This window comes from Enterobacter sp. PL_is514 (assembly GCF_055816715.1).
In genome coordinates this window covers 1-16,360 of sequence record NZ_JBVPGN010000028.1, presented here as the reverse complement: position 1 = coordinate 16,360, position 16,360 = coordinate 1, and the positions used below count along the sequence as shown (strand labels likewise).

Annotated in this window: 13 protein-coding genes and 2 pseudogenes; 3 read left to right on the top strand and 12 right to left on the bottom strand. The window is 52.2% G+C overall.

Features of this window, described 5'->3' with window-relative positions; translation table 11 throughout:
* Nucleotides 1–84: 84 nt before the first annotated feature.
* Both AC0TNG_RS06355 and AC0TNG_RS06350 read right to left on the bottom strand, forming a co-directional pair.
* The gene (locus AC0TNG_RS06355; RefSeq protein ID WP_061714737.1) at nucleotides 85–684 is read right to left on the bottom strand and encodes a hypothetical protein; all 600 of its coding nucleotides are present in this window, start codon (nucleotides 682–684) and stop codon (nucleotides 85–87) included.
* Between the two features lie 154 nt (nucleotides 685–838).
* Nucleotides 839–1,171 (bottom strand): annotated as a pseudogene (locus AC0TNG_RS06350) (antiterminator Q family protein); the annotation flags it as partial.
* Between the two features lie 38 nt (nucleotides 1,172–1,209).
* On the opposite strand from AC0TNG_RS06350, the pseudogene AC0TNG_RS06345 reads away from it, so the two are divergent.
* Nucleotides 1,210–2,204 (top strand): annotated as a pseudogene (locus AC0TNG_RS06345) (recombinase); the annotation flags it as partial.
* A gap of 188 nt (nucleotides 2,205–2,392) precedes the next feature.
* Here the strand turns inward: AC0TNG_RS06345 and AC0TNG_RS06340 are convergent.
* The 3 genes from AC0TNG_RS06340 to AC0TNG_RS06330 all read right to left on the bottom strand — a co-directional run bounded on the left by AC0TNG_RS06340 (nucleotide 2,393) and on the right by AC0TNG_RS06330 (nucleotide 5,466).
* Nucleotides 2,393–3,454, bottom strand: a complete 1,062-nt coding sequence (locus tag AC0TNG_RS06340; protein ID WP_473713316.1) for a GTP pyrophosphokinase — start codon at nucleotides 3,452–3,454, stop codon at nucleotides 2,393–2,395.
* Between the two features lie 438 nt (nucleotides 3,455–3,892).
* On the bottom strand, nucleotides 3,893–5,080 hold the full coding sequence (locus AC0TNG_RS06335; RefSeq protein WP_463727102.1) for an MFS transporter: 1,188 nt from the start codon (nucleotides 5,078–5,080) through the stop codon (nucleotides 3,893–3,895).
* 125 nt (nucleotides 5,081–5,205) lie between these two features.
* Entirely contained in the window at nucleotides 5,206–5,466 is a 261-nt protein-coding gene (locus tag AC0TNG_RS06330; RefSeq protein ID WP_010433451.1) for a DUF2534 family protein, read from the bottom strand.
* Between the two features lie 209 nt (nucleotides 5,467–5,675).
* Here AC0TNG_RS06330 and eco point away from each other — a divergent pair, with 209 nt between their 5' ends.
* A complete protein-coding gene (eco, locus tag AC0TNG_RS06325) occupies nucleotides 5,676–6,179 on the top strand; it encodes a serine protease inhibitor ecotin (RefSeq protein WP_048991686.1) in 504 nt (167 codons plus the stop codon).
* 89 nt (nucleotides 6,180–6,268) lie between these two features.
* Here the strand turns inward: eco and mqo are convergent, their stop codons facing one another.
* Nucleotides 6,269–7,918: a malate dehydrogenase (quinone) gene (mqo, locus tag AC0TNG_RS06320; RefSeq protein ID WP_126786710.1), complete on the bottom strand. Its 1,650-nt coding sequence runs from the start codon at nucleotides 7,916–7,918 to the stop codon at nucleotides 6,269–6,271.
* A 187-nt stretch (nucleotides 7,919–8,105) separates the two neighbouring features.
* Here mqo and AC0TNG_RS06315 point away from each other — a divergent pair, with 187 nt between their 5' ends.
* The gene (locus AC0TNG_RS06315) at nucleotides 8,106–9,395 is read left to right on the top strand and encodes a SulP family inorganic anion transporter (RefSeq protein WP_473713315.1); all 1,290 of its coding nucleotides are present in this window, start codon (nucleotides 8,106–8,108) and stop codon (nucleotides 9,393–9,395) included.
* Here the strand turns inward: AC0TNG_RS06315 and mgtE are convergent.
* The 6 genes from mgtE to AC0TNG_RS06285 all read right to left on the bottom strand — a co-directional run.
* Nucleotides 9,358–10,794, bottom strand: a complete 1,437-nt coding sequence (gene mgtE, locus AC0TNG_RS06310; protein WP_021241530.1) for a magnesium transporter — start codon at nucleotides 10,792–10,794, stop codon at nucleotides 9,358–9,360. The two genes, AC0TNG_RS06315 and mgtE, sit on opposite strands and share 38 nt — an antisense overlap.
* 148 nt (nucleotides 10,795–10,942) lie before the next feature.
* Nucleotides 10,943–12,586: a multidrug ABC transporter permease/ATP-binding protein gene (locus AC0TNG_RS06305; protein WP_148768611.1), complete on the bottom strand. Its 1,644-nt coding sequence runs from the start codon at nucleotides 12,584–12,586 to the stop codon at nucleotides 10,943–10,945.
* A gap of 69 nt (nucleotides 12,587–12,655) precedes the next feature.
* Nucleotides 12,656–13,312 carry a DNA oxidative demethylase AlkB gene (alkB, locus tag AC0TNG_RS06300; protein WP_024908196.1) on the bottom strand — a complete coding sequence of 219 codons (657 nt, stop codon included), beginning with the start codon at nucleotides 13,310–13,312 and terminating at the stop codon, nucleotides 12,656–12,658.
* Nucleotides 13,312–14,370, bottom strand: a complete 1,059-nt coding sequence (gene ada / locus AC0TNG_RS06295) for a bifunctional DNA-binding transcriptional regulator/O6-methylguanine-DNA methyltransferase Ada (RefSeq protein WP_267216886.1) — start codon at nucleotides 14,368–14,370, stop codon at nucleotides 13,312–13,314. The genes alkB and ada overlap by 1 nt, the downstream gene beginning before the upstream one ends.
* A gap of 72 nt (nucleotides 14,371–14,442) precedes the next feature.
* Nucleotides 14,443–15,498, bottom strand: coding sequence for an FAD:protein FMN transferase ApbE (apbE, locus tag AC0TNG_RS06290; protein ID WP_032646590.1), 1,056 nt, complete (start codon nucleotides 15,496–15,498; stop codon nucleotides 14,443–14,445).
* A 114-nt stretch (nucleotides 15,499–15,612) separates the two neighbouring features.
* On the bottom strand, nucleotides 15,613–16,360 hold a 748-nt coding region (locus tag AC0TNG_RS06285), incomplete at its 5' end, for a porin (protein ID WP_473713314.1).

Genomic DNA, 16,360 nt, shown 5'->3' with positions numbered 1-16,360 from the left:
GATCCTCCTGTTGTAGGCATCAATTTCATTGATATCTGTGAAACATTACGCGTAATATTATTTGCAAGTAAAAACGATCACACATCATATTTTCGCTTGTTCTCTTTTAAGTATCTCAGAAAATAAACTCAGTAAGTTCTTGTTATCCTCATCAAGAGAAAACATTTCTGTAGATTCATTATTATATTCATAAAAAAACGTATCAATACGATCATCAATATCTTCTATTAAACTATGAACCCTCTCATAAAAGGGGTCTTCAGTACCAATTAACAGATAGATAAGCGTTTCACAATGTTTTACTTTATAGAAATCATCTCTCGTCTCAGTTATTATTCCAAATGGTATTTTTTCTCTATCCCCACCATGCTCGTCATAAATCAACTCAAGATAGGACACGAGATTTGATTGCAGTGAAATATAGTTCGCAAACATATCTCTAAGCTCATCACATTTTTTTTGCTGTGCAGCTAATGTTATCTGCCGTTTTATAGCCTCGTTATTATTTTTGATTGTTTTCCATGCAATAAAAGCAGGAATGCTACCAGCAATAAAAGCTCCGACGAGACTTTCCCAAGGAAAACCACTATCGATAATCAGAGTTGGTAATTTTGTGATCTGTAGAGTTAAATTTTCCTTTGTTAATGAATCAACAAATGGAAATGGTATACCGTTCCAGTACATAATGTTCTCCTTGCAATTGGAAAAACATCATACCAAAAAACCTCGCCTGAACGAGGTTTGTAAACGGGTAATTTCGTGTGCAGGTGACCACTCTTGACACGTTACACAAAGATTTGCGGACCACACTAGCGTTTTTTTGACGATTTTCCATTTGCACAATCGGATCCATTTCGAGAGGAAAATCCCGCATCGAGAGGCACTCTTCAATGAAACCCTCTGCCATCTGTATTTCAATTCGGATCTGTTTTTCGCTTTTCTTACGGTACTTCGCCATCTGACGCTTTGATATCCGATAGATGTAGTGCACGACCAACAATTGATATTCGTCAGGCTTCTTTCTTTTCAAGCGTGCCAAACACCCTTCGATTACTAGCCCATCGACATTGGTGCACTGAAGGCGGGTTTTACCGGTTTGCGGTAACAGTCCAGTAAAGCCCGCTGCAATCGGAGAATAATCAACGGAGCATGAATCGCTCCCGACCCAAGCATCTCACATATCCAAAACTTAATGATACCAGAACTTTCCCATCCGTTGATAATCTCATTAGAGAATCCGGGGGGTTGCTGGAGAAGCCAAACCGTTTGCAGACCATGTGGATAACATCATGGCTCGGGCTGTTGAAGACGAACTCCCTTCTCAGAGTACATTAGATGATTGGAATGATGACGCACAACGAGTGAAAGAGTTCTTCGTTAGTATTCCAGCTTGCGATATCGAACTGGAGCACGTTAACGCTTACATCAACAAATACCATGCCGGCGCATCCGCGAACGTGCAAAACAGAAAAGTTAGCTTTCTCAAAAAGCTTTTTTCGTATGCGGTCGATGAATCTTTGATGCTCGACAATCCAGCGGCTAGGAAGAAAATGCGCAGGACCGAAGAGAAGAAAAGGAAACGATTGTCGCTAGAGCATTTCATGGCTATACGTCGCGCTGCAACGCCGTGGTTAAGATCTGCGATGGATTTGGCTTTACAGACGACACATGCACGCTTTGAAGTGTCTAGGATTCGGTATTCAATACGTGAACCAAAGAACGGCGTTTGTGGTTGTGTATAGCTCGAACAACCAGAAGATGGCATATATGGAACCCTTTACATCTATCGTCAAAAGGTACAAAAGAAGGAAGCATCGCACGTTGCGATTCCAATTGGAGATGAGTTAAGGCGCATAATTGATGAAAGTAGGGATAACGTAGTCAGTCCGTTTGTTGTTCACCGGATTCCGGAGCGACAGGTTAAACGCAGTAAAGAGGTGTCACACCCGACACAGGTTGCTCCGGATTATCTGAGCAGGTCGTTTTCAGTATTACGAAACAAACTAGGTTTATGTGACAAGATGGCAATGGATGAAAGACCAACTTTTCACGAAATCCGAGCGCTGGCTGCTCACCTTTTCGATAAACAAGATATAGATCCACAAGGACGCATGGCGCACAGCGATGCGAAGTCGACAAAAATCGACACGCAAAACCACATCGATTGGGTTGTCGTTCCACATGGAGAAATTATGGCTTATTAACTAATTGCGCATAACAAGCTGAAACTAGCTTATGAACATTGACAGGTTTTATACTGACAGTTCCATCTGAATGGGCTTCGGTTACGATTTAGGAATAATTTGATTAAAAAAATTTATAGCATTCAGGATAAAAGTACTCCATTTTTCAAAGCCATCATTTATGATGGCTATTGATGCTCGAAAAAAAATTAATCACCCATTAAGGTAAAAGCTTGAACTAGTTGTGTTGCTCTATTTGGATCCATAAAGTTGGAATAGAATTTTTTATGCTTTTCCAATTCATCAGGTTCAGACTCTGAAGCCAGAACCCAATTAATAGAATTTTTCCTATTCAACGCCTCATAATTATGAATTAACATTATATCGCGTAAAAAAGCATATATATTTAAATAGACACCATTTAGTTTGCATACTTCACTATAATTTTCTGGTATGGCTTCAGTAATTTCCTTAAAACTATTAAGACCTGAGAATTTTAATTCCTCAAGAATTTCCTTTGATGAATCACCTTCCCAATCGTAGACTGGTGTTAACTCCAGCCCCATTTCCTTTGTAATTTCCTCCACGAACTTGTATAGGTTTATGGAGTTGATTTTTTGTAAAGTTAATTGCCCTAAGTCATTACTATCAATTAATTCTTTATATTGTTCAATAGAGCTAACTATTTCTGAAAATCCCTGATCGGCTATCTCAAGCATTCCCGAAAAAAGATTTATTTTTCTCTGTATTTGTAAAGGTAAGTTGGTTCCTAACTTATAATTTCTATCATGTGTCAGTTCAGCCCAGGCATGCTGCAACATTGTTCTAATTTGAATTTCACATTTCAACCCTGAAATATATTCATATTCTTTTAATGCAATTCTATTTTCACCAATATCACATACATAATGTACGGACCTATAACCTATTTTATCTGATGAAAGTCTATTCTCATTACTCATGCTGTTTGTTTCATCGATATTAAATGTTGATTTTATAATTTCACTTACTTTAGCTATGTCTGATTCAAGGTAAAGTATAACTCTGACACCTGAAACATCAGTTAGCTCATCAATTGGTTTTCTATAATTTTTTCGACTAACCTTTTCAATAATTCCTTCTTTTGTTTTAGTCCTGTAACTTACAGAAAGATAAGCTACTTCATTCTGCTGGAGTAGAGTCTCAATTATAAAAGCAATATGTTTTCCTAAAAGCTCAAATTTTGGAAGACTCTCATCAATCCATTTATTTAACTCAAATTCTTTTGCCATGTATTTACCTTTGAAATTGTTAAATTCAAACCCATTAAATACAACAAATTAACTATTCCACCCTATGATATTATAAATTTAATTAGAGTTAATTTAAATCATTTTAACCTTAAATTGTAAAACCACATCAATCTCGTAAAAAAGATTTTTCATCCGCAATGCCACAGACATATTTGATGCTTTCCACCCTAAGCATAGACAACTCATACTTAAATCCTTTGGGGAGAAACGCCCCCTAACACATTGATGTATATAGTGCAAATTTTGCTAAAAAAGCACTGTTTGTTTGTACACATGAACATCTCCCGACACCAGAAAAGACGCTGTTTATAGCGTTTTAGTTGCGGTGTCATGGGGGCGGGGGTCGGGGTCGGAGGTTCAAATCCTCTCGTGCCGACCAAAAACACATTGAAAACCAGCCTTTTACGGCTGGTTTTTTTATTCGATTTCACCAGGTGTTTTACGCAGGTACACCAGTGTAACCAGACAAATCACCGCTCCGGCATAGAACGTATATTCTGCGCCAAACGCTTCCCAGATGACCCCGGCGCACAGGCTTGCGACTAACAATCCCACGCCGCTGACCAGACTAAAAATGCCGTAAGCGGTACCGCGCAGATCCGCAGGTGCAGTTTTCGCAATCATTGCCGCCAGCAGCCCCTGGGTCATGCCCATATGCACTCCCCAAAGCGCAACGCCCAGAAGCATTCCAGCCCAGTGGGTGCTCAGCGCCAACATAACATCTGCCCCAATCAGCATCACCAGCCCCCACTGCAGTAATCGTGTGTGGCTCATCCCGTCAGATAACTTGCCAAACGGATAGGCAGAGAGGAAATAGAGCAGATTCATGGCCACCATCACCAGCGGGATCAGCGCCAGCGGCACACCCGACTGCTGAGCGCGAAGCACAAGAAATGCTTCACTGAAACGTGCGAGCGTGAAGATGGCCCCCAGACCAATAACCCACCAGCAGCCTTTCCCGAGGCGCCTGAGGTTCTCTTTTTTGATAGGGTTCGTTCGTTTATGTTCGACGGGCGTTTTCGGCTCATGCAGGCCGAAGAAAAGCAGCGCCACGGCGAGCACGCCGGGGATCACCGCGATCCAGAAAATCGTGCGGAAATCATCGTTCCACAGCAGCATTAATCCTACGGCCAGCAGCGGCCCGAGAAATGCGCCGACGGTGTCCATCGACTGACGCAGTCCAAAGGCCGCGCCGCGAAGTTCCGGCGGCGTAACATCAGCAACCAGCGCATCGCGCGGCGCTCCCCGTATCCCCTTCCCGACCCGGTCGATTAAGCGCGCCCCAAGGATCATGCCGGAAGAAGAGGCGATAGCGAACAACGGTTTACTCAATGCGCCAAGACCATAGCCCAGAACCGCCAGTCCTTTACGCTTGCCCAGATAGTCACTGATGGCGCCGGAAAACACCTTGATAAACAGCGCCGTAGCCTCAGCCAGACCTTCAATCAAACCAATGAAAATAACGCTGGCGCCCAGCGTCGTCACCATAAACAGCGGCAGCAGACTGTGAATAATCTCCGAGGAGATATCCATCAGCATACTGACGCCGCCCACCACCCAGACTCCTTTCGGGATCCGGCTGAGCGTTGCAAACCGGGATAACATTGCGCATCTCCTGCTTCATGTTGAACTGTCTTGTTCGAAACAGAATATCCTGGAAATGCGAATAAAAATTATTAGACATAAAAAAAGCCACCCCGCAGGATGGCTTCGATATCGCAAATCGGCGTCTAGTGTTTATCACGTCCGCCCAGGAAGAAAATGCCCAGCGGGATGGCCAGCAGAACGGTGAACACCAGACTGTAGACGAAGATCATCGCCGATTGCAGGACATACATGCTGGTTGTCCAGGCAGAGAGAGGAATGTTGTACTGTTCGATGACGCCAACAATGGTGGCCCGCCCCACGCATGCGGCAGCAATCATAAACACGACCAGCAGCGCCAGGAGGAACTTGCGGCCTTCAGGCGTTTTCAGTTTTGCTCGAACCATCTCTCTTCCCTTTTACAGATGAATAACATTATAGAGGGTCTAAAATAACACAAACGCCTGCCGGACTCCACGCCAGGACAAACATCTACCTAAATGGCAAATATGTGGTTTATTACGCTATTGATATTGAAAATGTAAGTAAATAACACCAATCATTTATAGTTGATATGTTAACCTGTGCAGGATCGTTTTGACATAAAGGAATGACAATGAAAAACGCACCTAAATTTGCCATCGCACTCATCGCCGCCGCGTGTGTCAGCACCAGTGCTTTCGCCAGCGAAACACCTAAAGAGCAGCCGCTGGAAAAAGTCGCCCCGTATCCGAAAGCGGATAAAGGGATGAAGCGTCAGGTGATTCAGCTGCCGGCACAGCAGGATGAAGCGAATTTCAAAGTGGAACTGTTAATTGGCAAGACGCTGGAAGTGGACTGCAACCAGCATCGCCTGGGTGGTCAGCTGGAAAGCAAAACGCTGGAAGGCTGGGGTTACGACTACTACGTCTTTGATAAAGTCACCTCGCCGGTCTCCACCATGATGGCCTGCCCGGATGGCAAGAAAGAGAAGAAATTTGTGACGGCGTATCTGGGCGACAATAGCCTGCTGCGCTACAACAGCAAGTTGCCGATCGTGGTCTATACGCCTGAAAACGTGGAAGTGAAGTATCGCGTGTGGAAGGCAGAAGAGACTGTCGGACAAGCGGTAGTACGTTAAAAGTCGGGTGGCAGCTTCGCCTAACCCGACCTACAAAACAACACCGAACATAGGCCGGGTAGGCGTCAGCGCCACCCGGCTTTTTTACCTTACAGCGCGATATCCGCAACCGGTTTGTTTTCCGGCTGAGGCTTCAGCTCCGCTTTTGGCGCAGCATCCGCAGCCTGCGGTTTGATGTACTGCAGCTGCAGTACGCGGCTGGTGTATTCCAGCTCCTGCTCCGTCGCGCTCACGTTGCCGTTCAGCTTCGTGCCATAGGATGGAATAATGGTTTTCAGCTTCGCCTGCCATTCCGGGCTGGCGACTTTATCTTTAAACACTTTTTCCATCAGGTGCAGCATGATTGGCGCAGCGGTAGACGCACCCGGTGACGCACCCAGCAGCGCGGCGATGGTGCCATCCTTATCGCTTACCACTTCGGTACCCAGACGCAGCACGCCACCCTCTTTCGGATCGCGCTTGATGATCTGTACGCGCTGACCCGCCTGCCACAGACGCCAGTCTTCTTTCTTCGCCTGCGGATAGTACTCTTTCAGCGCCTCGAAACGATCGTCGTCAGAGAGCATCACCTGGCTAATCAGGTATTTCACCAGGTCGAAGTTATCCAGACCCACGTCCATCATCGGCTTGACGTTAGAGGTGGTGGTTGCGCTGAGCAGGTCCCACAGAGAACCGTTTTTCAGGAACTTCGTGGAGAAGGTCGCGAACGGCCCAAACAGCACCACGCGTTTGCCGTCAAGCATACGGGTGTCGATGTGCGGAACAGACATTGGCGGCGCGCCCACGGAAGCCTGACCGTACACTTTTGCCAGATGACGGTTCACCACTTCCGGGTTATCGGACACCAGGAACTGACCGCCCACCGGGAAGCCCGCGTAGTCGTCCGCTTCCGGAATACCGGACTCCTGCAGCAGCTTCAGCGCCGCGCCGCCCGCACCGATAAAGACAAACTTCGCCCTGATGACGTGTTCAGCTTCATTGTTTTTCAGATCGGCAACGGTCACGCTCCAGCTGTTGTCCGCGTTGCGCTTGAAACCACGCACTTCAGTGCTGAGCTGCAGGTTGAAGTTCTCTTTTTTCTTCAGAGACGTCACCAGCTGACGGGTAATTTCACCGTAGTTAACGTCGGTACCAATTTCGGTACGGGTCGCCGCCACTTTCTGGTTCGGGTCACGACCTTCCATGACCAGCGGAGCCCACTCTTTAATCTGCGCGTGGTCTTCAGAGTATTTCATCCCGCGGAACAGCGTGCTCTGCTGCAGAGCGGCGTAGCGCGCGCGCAGGAAGTTGACGTTCTGCTCACCCCACACAAAGCTCATGTGCGGTACGGTGTTGATGAAGGAGTGCGGGTCGTGCATCACGCCGCTGTTGACCTGATGAGACCAGAACTGGCGAGAAACCTGGAATGCTTCGTTGATCTCTACCGCCTTCTCGATACTAATGGAACCGTCCTTTTTCTGCGGCGTATAGTTCAGTTCCATGAGTGCCGAATGGCCGGTACCGGCGTTGTTCCAGCCGTTCGAACTCTCCTGCGCCACGCCGTCAAGGCGCTCGACCATGGTCATTGACCAGTCCGGCTGCAGTTCTTGCAGATAGGTTCCCAGCGTGGCGCTCATGATACCGCCACCAATTAAAAGGACGTCCGTTTCCTGCTCTTTTGGTGCGTCAGCTTTCGCCGCCATGGAGACGGTGTTAAGCCCCACGGCCAGAGAAAAGAGCATGGCAGTCATTTTTTTCATAATTTATGCCTTAGTGTAAAAGTGCTTGATGCGTGGAAATTGCAGGTGAAAAAAGCTGCGGGGGCACGGTAACAACTTTTAAATATTGTTTAAAGGTTACGAAATTATTGTAATTGTGAAATTTAATGATGGATTGTTTGTGAGGAATTATCGATGCGTCTGGTAAAGCGCGGTTTTACTGGCTAGTATGTTGCGTTTTGTGATCGCGCGCACGGAAGCCTGCCCTAACCAGCGAACTGTTATGTCCTTACCCCATTCTGCTGTATCCCCCGAAGACCGCGTAGCCAACGTACTGCGTTCCCCTAAGCAGCTGACGCGTGAAACGCTGGCGGGCGTGATTACCGCCCTGGCGCTGATCCCCGAGGTCATCTCATTTTCCGTGGTGGCGGGCGTTGACCCGAAGGTCAGCCTGATCGCCTCCGTGGTGCTGTGTCTTGCCCTGTCCGTGCTGGGCGGTCGCCCGGCGATGGTCACGGCAGCGGCCGGTTCCGTAGCGCTGGTTATTGGGCCCATGGTGCATCAGCACGGCGTACAGTACATTCTTCCCGCCGTGCTGATGGCAGGCGTGATTCAGATTCTGTTTGGCGTGCTGGGCATGGCAAGGCTGATGCGCTTTATTCCCCAGTCGGTCATGACCGGGTTTGTTAACGCCCTCGGGATATTGATTTTCTTTGCGCAGGTTCCCCATTTCTGGAGCCGAAGCCCGCTGATTGTGGGCCTGTTCGTGCTGACGCTGCTGATCGTGCTGTGGGTGCCGCGCTATCTCAAAAGCATCCCTTCCCCGCTGATTGCGATTGTTGTGCTTACCGTGTTCACCGTTTCAACCGGTCAAATCCTGCCGACCGTGGGCGATGAAGGCTCCATGAGCGGCGGTTTACCGGGTCTTACCGAACTACTGGTCCCCCTCAATGTACAGACGCTGAGCATTATCTGGCCGTGCGCGTTGAGCATCGCCTTTGTCGGCCTGCTGGAATCCCTGCTGACGGCAAAGCTGGTGGATGAGCTGACCGCAACGCCGTCGAGCAAGCGCCGTGAGAGCATCGGGCTGGGCGTGGGTAATATTCTGGCCGGATTTTACGGTGGTATTGCGGGCTGCGCGATGATTGGGCAAACCATCGTTAACGTGGAGATGGGAAAAGGCCGAAGCCGCATTTCAACCCTTGCAGCGGGCATTGTGCTGCTGATCCTGGTCACGGCACTCAGCGACGTGATGGCCAACATCCCGATGGCGGTGCTGGCGGGCATTATGGCGATCGTCGCCGTCAAAACCTTCAGCTGGCACAGTCTTCAGCCCGCCACGCTGAAAACGGCCCCGATTGCAGAAACGGTCGTCATGCTGGTCACCGTTGCCGCCACGGTATCAACCGGCAATCTGGCGATTGGCGTGCTGGGCGGGATTATCGTTATGGCGCTACTCCCCGCCCGCATTAAGCGTCGGCTTAAAGAAGAAAAATCGTCGCCAGCCCAAGAAAAATAAAGAAACCGCCGGTATCGGTGATGGCGGTGATCATCACGCTCGACCCCACCGCGGGGTCGCGCCCCAGTTTGGTCATCGTCAGCGGGATAATGACCCCCATCATTGATGCCACCAGCAAATTTAGCACCATCGCCAGCATCATCACCCCACCCAGCGCCATATCGTCATACAGCCACCAGGTAATGCCGCCCATAATACCGCCCCACACCAGGCCGTTGATCAGCGCCACGCCCATCTCTCTGAAGATCAGAAAGGCGAAGTTACCGGGCTGAATATTTTCCAGCGCCAGCGCGCGGACGATCATGGTGATGGTCTGGTTTCCGGTGTTGCCGCCTATTCCGGCCACAATCGGCATCAGCGAGGCCAGCGCCACCAGCTGCGAAATGGTGTGTTCAAAACCGTCAATCACCCGGGAGGCGATAAAGGCGGTACACAGGTTAATGGCCAGCCACGCCCAGCGGGTTTTCACCGCCTTGCCGACGGAGGCATGGACGTCATCTTCGGCGCTGATCCCCCCGAGCGCACGCAGATCGTTGTCGGTTTCTTCGTAGACCACATCAACGATCTCATCGATGGTCAGACGCCCCATCAGTTTGCCGACGGAGTCCACAACGGCGGCACTCACCAGGTCATCACGTTCGAAGGTACGCGCCGCTTTCTCCGCATCGTCTTCCGGGGAGAAGACCATCGGCTCGTTTTCCATCACCTCGCTCACCTTCCGCTGGGTGCTGTTGAGCAGGATGGTTTTCAGCTCCAGCTCGCCGAGCAGCGTTTTATCCCGGGAGGTGACAAACAGTTTATCGGTGTTGTCCGGCATTTTTCCCAGGCGACGCAGGTAGCGCTGCACGGTACCGAGCGTCACGTCCGGGCGCACCGTGATAACGCCGAACTCCATGATCGCGCCGACGCTGTTTTTCTCGTAGTGCATAACCTGACGCACGCGCGCGCGTTCATCGGCAGGCAGTGACGCCAGCAGGCGGCCGGTCAGGTTGCGCGGCAGGTGCTGAACGAGGTAAATCTGCTCGTCGATATCCAGGGTTTGCAGAGCGTCAAGAATATCCCGGTCGCTCATCTCGTCGATCAGGTCGTCCCAGACGTTTTCAGAGGCCTCGAGCAGCACCTGCCCGCGCTCGTGATCCTGCACCAGACGCCACAGGGCGTGACGTTCTTCCGAGGGAAGCGCTTCCAGGGTATCCGCCAGATCCGGTGGGGGTAAATGAGCAACCAGCGCACCTACCTCAGCAATATCGTCGGCTAAAGTGCCGACATCATATTGCTCAGCCAGGGTGAGTTTGCCTAATAGCGTAGAGGTGACCGCTTTATCGGTCGTGAGAAGCCAGATGAGTCGCGCGCGCTCCTGGTCACGCTGTCTGGCGCTGTTTTTCTTTAATACCGACATCAATCATAAATCCATTAAATGAGTTGGGGTTAAGCATAGCGCGGGGATATGTAAATAAGAATAAACAACGGGGCGGGATGGAGAAAAAAGCGGCATTACGGCCACGATCTATCCCCTCTCCCTGTGGGAGAGGGTTAGGGTGAGGGCTTCAGGCCGTACGCGCCACTGCATCACGCGAGGCTGCATCGCGCTCTTCACCGGTCAGCTCGCTGAGCCTGCCGTCGCGCATCTCCAGCAGGCGGTCAGCATGAATGAAGTAGTGATCGTCATGGCTGATGGCGAAAACGGTTTTGCCCATCTCCTGCATCAGCGGCAGCAGCACCTGATAAAACTCGCGGCGGAAGTGCGGGTCCTGATCCGCCGCCCACTCATCCAGCAGAATGATGTCACGCTCTTCCGCTAGCGCCAGCAGCAGCGCCACGCGCTTTTTCTGCCCTTTGGAAAGCTTCAGATTGAGGATCTTCCCGTCCTGTAACTCCAGCTTGTGCGACATCTGCAGCTGCGCCAGCCATTTTTCCACCAGCGCAGGATTGGCCTGCTGCCCTTCCGGACCCAGCAGCCGATCGAACAGCCAGACGTCGGTGAACACCGCCGAGAAAAGCTTGCGGTAATCCTCGGGTTTCTCCGCGCTCAGCGCTCTGCCATCCAGCAAAATCTCGCCCGACTGCGGCTGATAAAGCCCGGTAAGCAGCATCGCCAGCGTCGATTTACCGCTGCCGTTGCCGCCGATCAGAAACAGCAGCTCGCCGCGGCGGATCGTCAGGTTAACCGGCCCCACGGAGAAGGCGCTGTCCTGATAGCGGAACGTGACGTTACGCAGCTCCAGCGTCTGCCAGTTCGGGAAGGCCTGCGGGCGCGGAAATTCGGCCTTAAACGGCGCGAGATCGAATTTTTTGAGCTTATTAAAGGCCACCTGCGCACTCAGCAAGGTAGGCAACGCGCCGACCGCCGAGAGCAGCGGCGTGCGCAAAAACAGCAGCGTCAGCGAGTAGGTTGCCGCGACGTTGGTGTCCGCCCAGCCCAGGCTGTTCGCCATCCAGAATACCAGGCCAATGGCACCCAGCATCATGATGTTTGACCAGTTCACCGCACTCAGGTGGAAGGTATCGGCGCGAATAATGTGATGACGATATTCGCGCGCGTCCGGGATATAGAGATGGTTAAAGATATACTCGGCGCGCTCGCGGTTCAGGGTGAGCTCTTTGCGCCCTTCCAGTACCGTCTGGTAATCGTTATAGAGCTTATCTTCGGTTTCACGCAGCACCGCCATGTGTTTGTAGACGCGCGACACCAGCACAAAGCCGCCCCAGATGGTAATGGCAATCCACAGCGCGGTCACCGCCAGCATTTTGCTGGAGAGCCAGGCGAGATAGGCCGCCGATCCAAAGGTCAGAATGATCCCCTGCACCAGCTCCGGCAGACGAACGAACGCGATGGTAATGGCGCGTACGTCGCTGGTCAGCCCCGCCAGCAGCGAGGCGCTGCCGAGCTGCTCAACGCGCTCGACCTGGGTGTCCAGGATCCGCTTGATAAACTCACTGCGCAAACGAAAAACGAAATGGTGGCCGAGCGCGGTCAGCGCAAGCTGGGAACCGAGCGTAACCGCCATCAACAAGAGCAGCAGACCGAGAAACTCCGGCAATACGGAGAGCGAGGTGTCGACCATTTCAATCAACCGCACGTTAATAAACGCGATCAGGCCAATACCCAGCGCGGCGCTGGCAAGGCTTAACGCCATTACGGCAATGAAGGGCCAGCGATACTGACGCCAGACAAGGAGAAGTAGTTGCATGCAGGCAATCCGGACAATAAAAATCAGCCAGCAGTGTAAACTGCCAGGCGCGTACATCAAGAATAATTCTTATTTTTGTTTACGCATCCCCGCCTGACGGAAGGTCAGGTTATAACGGTACTCGCCCGTGAGGGGGTGGACCCCGGGTTTCAGCGGCTGAATGCCGTGATAATAAAGCCGAGATTCCCTGCCCCACACCACCACATCGCCATGTTCCAGCATAATGCGTTTGAGCGGATCGTTGCGGCGTAATCCCCCGAACTGGAAGACGGCGGGCAGACCTAACGATACCGAGACGATAGGCGCGCGCAGATCGGGCTCATCCTTGTCCTGATGCAGCGAGAGCTTCGCACCGACGGCGTAGCGGTTAATCAGACAGGCATCAGGGCGAAAGTCAGGATAATCTGCCGCCACGGCAGCCTCGTGACAAAGTGTCTGAAAAACCGCAGGCATGGGAGGCCACGGCCGGTCGGTCGTGGGATCGCTTGGAGCATACACATACCCACGTTCGTTTGTCGCCCAGCCCAGTTCGCCGCAGTTGGCCATGGCCACCGACATGGTGTAGCCACCCGGCGTCACCATATGGCGAAACGGCGAAACCACCGTCACCTCGTCGATACCGGCAAGCAGCGCCGCCGCACGGGAGAGTGCAAAGCGGCGCAGGATCACCGCCCCCGGCGCAAGCGGCTCCTGCCAGGGTTCAGCATCCGCAAAAAGATCGAGCATTATCCCTCCCGGCGTTTCGCCTCATGTTTCAGTAATAGCGCTTTTCGCGCCGTCCCCCAGCGGTAGCCCGACAGCGCACCGTCGTTACGAACCACGCGATGACAGGGGATCACAATTGCGAGCGTGTTTGCCGCACAGGCGCCTGCTACGGCGCGTACCGCATTAGGTTGACCAATCGCCTGCGCCACCTGCTGGTAACTTGCCGTTTCGCCGCAGGGAATGTTGCGAAGGGCCTGCCAGACGCGCTGCTGAAACGCGGTTCCGCGAATATCCAGCGGCAGCGCAAGCGGTACGTCCCGGTTATCAATACTGGCAATCACCTGGTGGATCCGCTGCACAAAGGCGTCGTCCAGCGGCGCGTGCGTTGCTTTTGGAAATTGCGTGGCAAGCTCTGCGGTGACTTCCGCATCGGTGTCACCCAGCAGAATCGCGCAGATCCCCCGCTCGCTTTCTGCGACCAGACAGCGTCCTAACGAACAGTCATCGATGGCATACCGCACGGCCACCTCTCCTTTACGGTACTGCTTCGCCGTCATGCCCAGCGCATCGTCGGCTTTACGATAATAGCTGCTGCTGTCAGGAAACCCCGCCGCCAGCACGGCGTCGGTAATTTTGTCTCCCTGTGCAAGCGCGGCGCGCAGGCGCTGGCCCCGTGCCGCCTGCTGCCAGGCTTTTGGCGTCATGCCGGTCACGGCCTTAAACAGACGGTGGAAATGGAAAGGACTCATGGCAACCTGCTGCGCCAGCCCTTCCAGGGTTAGCGTAGGCTCCTGCTCCAGAAGACGGCAGGCCTGTTCCACTTTCGCCAGCTTCTGCGCCTGCGGATCACGTTTGTCCGGCATGCAGCGCTTGCACGGACGAAAGCCGGCCTGTACGGCATGATGGGCATCAGGATAAAAGCGGACATTTTTACGCAGCGCGTGGCGGGCACGGCATGACGGGCGGCAGAAAATACCCGTGGTCTGCACGGCGAAGACAAACTGATCGTCAGCGATCGGATCGCGGGCCAGCACGGCCTGCCAGCGATCCTCATCGGTAATAAAGGTTGAGTTTCTCATTATCGGCTCCTCTTACAAGCATACATAGAGCGTGCCTGAGCGCCACTGATAAAAAACCCGCAACCTTGCTTTTTAATTTTTGTCGCTGACCAGGAAACTGTTGAACTGCGGCGAGCTCCAGGTTTTGAACCCGTCGCCCTCTTTGGTGATCATATAAACCGCCAGCCCTTCCTGACGAACCACCTCTTTGGCTTTTTCCGGGCCGAGAACCATTAATCCGGTATCCCAGGCATCCGCTTCCAGCGCGGTGGGGGCAATAACCGTCACCGAGACCAGGTTATGCGTGATGGGGCGCCCGGTCTGTGGATCGATAACGTGCGAAATACGCTTCCCCTCAAGCTCGTAATAGTTACGGTAGCTGCCGGAGGTACTGATGCCATGTCCGTTGATATCCACTATCGCCTGCACGGCATTTTGCCGATCGGTCGGCTTTTGAATCGCTACGCGCCACGGCTTATCGCTGGCGTTCATACCCCGGCTGACCAGCGCGCCGCCCACGGAGACCAGATAACGTGAAATACCTTCCTGGGCCATCAGCGCAGCAAGATGATCCGCCGCATAGCCTTCCCCGACCGTCGACAGATCGACAAACAGATCGGGGATATCTTTTTGCAGGTACTGTTGCCCGTACTGATTGATCACCGTCAGATGCTGCAGCCCTGTCCTGGCGCGGGCGTCATCAATGGCCGCCTGTTCGGGCGTTTTCACCGGCTGTTTATTCGGGCCAAATCCCCAGAGATTCACCAGAGGGCCGACGGTCACATCCATCGCCCCGTTGGTTTTGTAACCCACGCGCATTGCCTCGGTCACGATATCGGCCATCGCCTCGCTCACCGGCCACAGGGAGGTGCTGGTTGAGAGGTTAAAGCGCATCAGTGCCGAGTCATTTTTATAGGTCGACAGCAGCTGATCGTCGGCGTCCAGCTGCGACTGGATTTTGCCGCGAAGTTCGTCTGTGCGTGTTTTATCGAGGTTCATCACGCTGACGCGCCAGAAGGTCCCCATCGTTTTGCCTTCGAGCACCGTCGCGGCGGGTGCGTCGGTTTTCGCCACGGGTGTGGGATCGTTACACGCGGTCAGGAAAAAAAGCATAGCCAGAAAGCTGGCGCGTAAAAAAGTCATGTCCATTCATTATTATCCTCATGCCAGGGCGGCAAGAGTACACCAAAACGGGTGAGTTGTGAGAATCAGAGAGGCACAAAAAAGGGGCCATCAGGCCCCTTACGTCACACGATGACGCGATTAGAACTGGTAAACCAGGCCCAGCGCGACGATATCGTCAGTACCGATACCCGCCTGACGGGTAAATTCATTTTCATCAACCAGGTTGATTTTGTAATCAACATAGGTGGACATGTTTTTGTTGAAGTAGTAAGTCGCACCCACATCAACATATTTCAGCAGATCCTGATCGCCGTAACCTTCGATGTCTTTGCCTTTAGACTGCAGGTAAGCCACGGATGGACGCAGACCGAAGTCGAACTGGTACTGAGCAACCACTTCGAAGTTCTGCGCTTTGTTAGCGAAGCCGTAAGCGGTAGTCGGGTTGCTGCCGTTAGAAGTACCGAAACGGGTTGCGTTGTAGGTCTGAGAGTACTGCGCTGCCAGATAGATGTTGTTGGCATCGTATTTCAGGCCACCAGAATAGACTTCTGCGTGATCGCCATTACCGTATACGCCAGCTGCATTCTGGTCGGCGGTACGTTTGGAGGAGGACATCGCACCACCCACGCTGAAGCCTTCGCCCAGGTTATAGGTCACGGATGCACCGTAGCCGTCGCCGTTCTGGTTCAGCAGGCTGCGACCGTTAGTGTTTTCACCCTCTACGCTGCCGTTTTTGCCCTGATATTGCAGAGCAAAGTTCAGGCCGTCCACCAGACCAAAGAAGTCCTGGTTACGGTAGGTCGCGACGCCGTTAGCACGTTGCTGCAGGAAGTTGTCAGCGCCGTAGGTATCGCCGCCAAATTCTGGCAGAACGTCAGTCCAGGAA

Bases quoted from the DNA above. Each gene is read 5' to 3' on its own strand.
- eco (WP_048991686.1), top strand. From the start codon at position 5,676: ATGAAAAACGCACCTAAATTTGCCATCGCACTCATCGCCGCCGCGTGT.
- AC0TNG_RS06340 (WP_473713316.1), bottom strand. From the start codon at position 3,454: ATGGCAAAAGAATTTGAGTTAAATAAATGGATTGATGAGAGTCTTCCA.
- mqo (WP_126786710.1), bottom strand. From the start codon at position 7,918: ATGAAAAAAATGACTGCCATGCTCTTTTCTCTGGCCGTGGGGCTTAAC.
- AC0TNG_RS06315 (WP_473713315.1), top strand. From the start codon at position 8,106: ATGTTGCGTTTTGTGATCGCGCGCACGGAAGCCTGCCCTAACCAGCGA.
- AC0TNG_RS06305 (WP_148768611.1), bottom strand. From the start codon at position 12,586: ATGCAACTACTTCTCCTTGTCTGGCGTCAGTATCGCTGGCCCTTCATT.
- apbE (WP_032646590.1), bottom strand. From the start codon at position 15,498: ATGGACATGACTTTTTTACGCGCCAGCTTTCTGGCTATGCTTTTTTTC.
- alkB (WP_024908196.1), bottom strand. From the start codon at position 13,312: ATGCTCGATCTTTTTGCGGATGCTGAACCCTGGCAGGAGCCGCTTGCG.
- AC0TNG_RS06330 (WP_010433451.1), bottom strand. From the start codon at position 5,466: ATGGTTCGAGCAAAACTGAAAACGCCTGAAGGCCGCAAGTTCCTCCTG.
- mgtE (WP_021241530.1), bottom strand. From the start codon at position 10,794: ATGTCGGTATTAAAGAAAAACAGCGCCAGACAGCGTGACCAGGAGCGC.
- ada (WP_267216886.1), bottom strand. From the start codon at position 14,370: ATGAGAAACTCAACCTTTATTACCGATGAGGATCGCTGGCAGGCCGTG.
- AC0TNG_RS06335 (WP_463727102.1), bottom strand. From the start codon at position 5,080: ATGTTATCCCGGTTTGCAACGCTCAGCCGGATCCCGAAAGGAGTCTGG.
- AC0TNG_RS06355 (WP_061714737.1), bottom strand. From the start codon at position 684: ATGTACTGGAACGGTATACCATTTCCATTTGTTGATTCATTAACAAAG.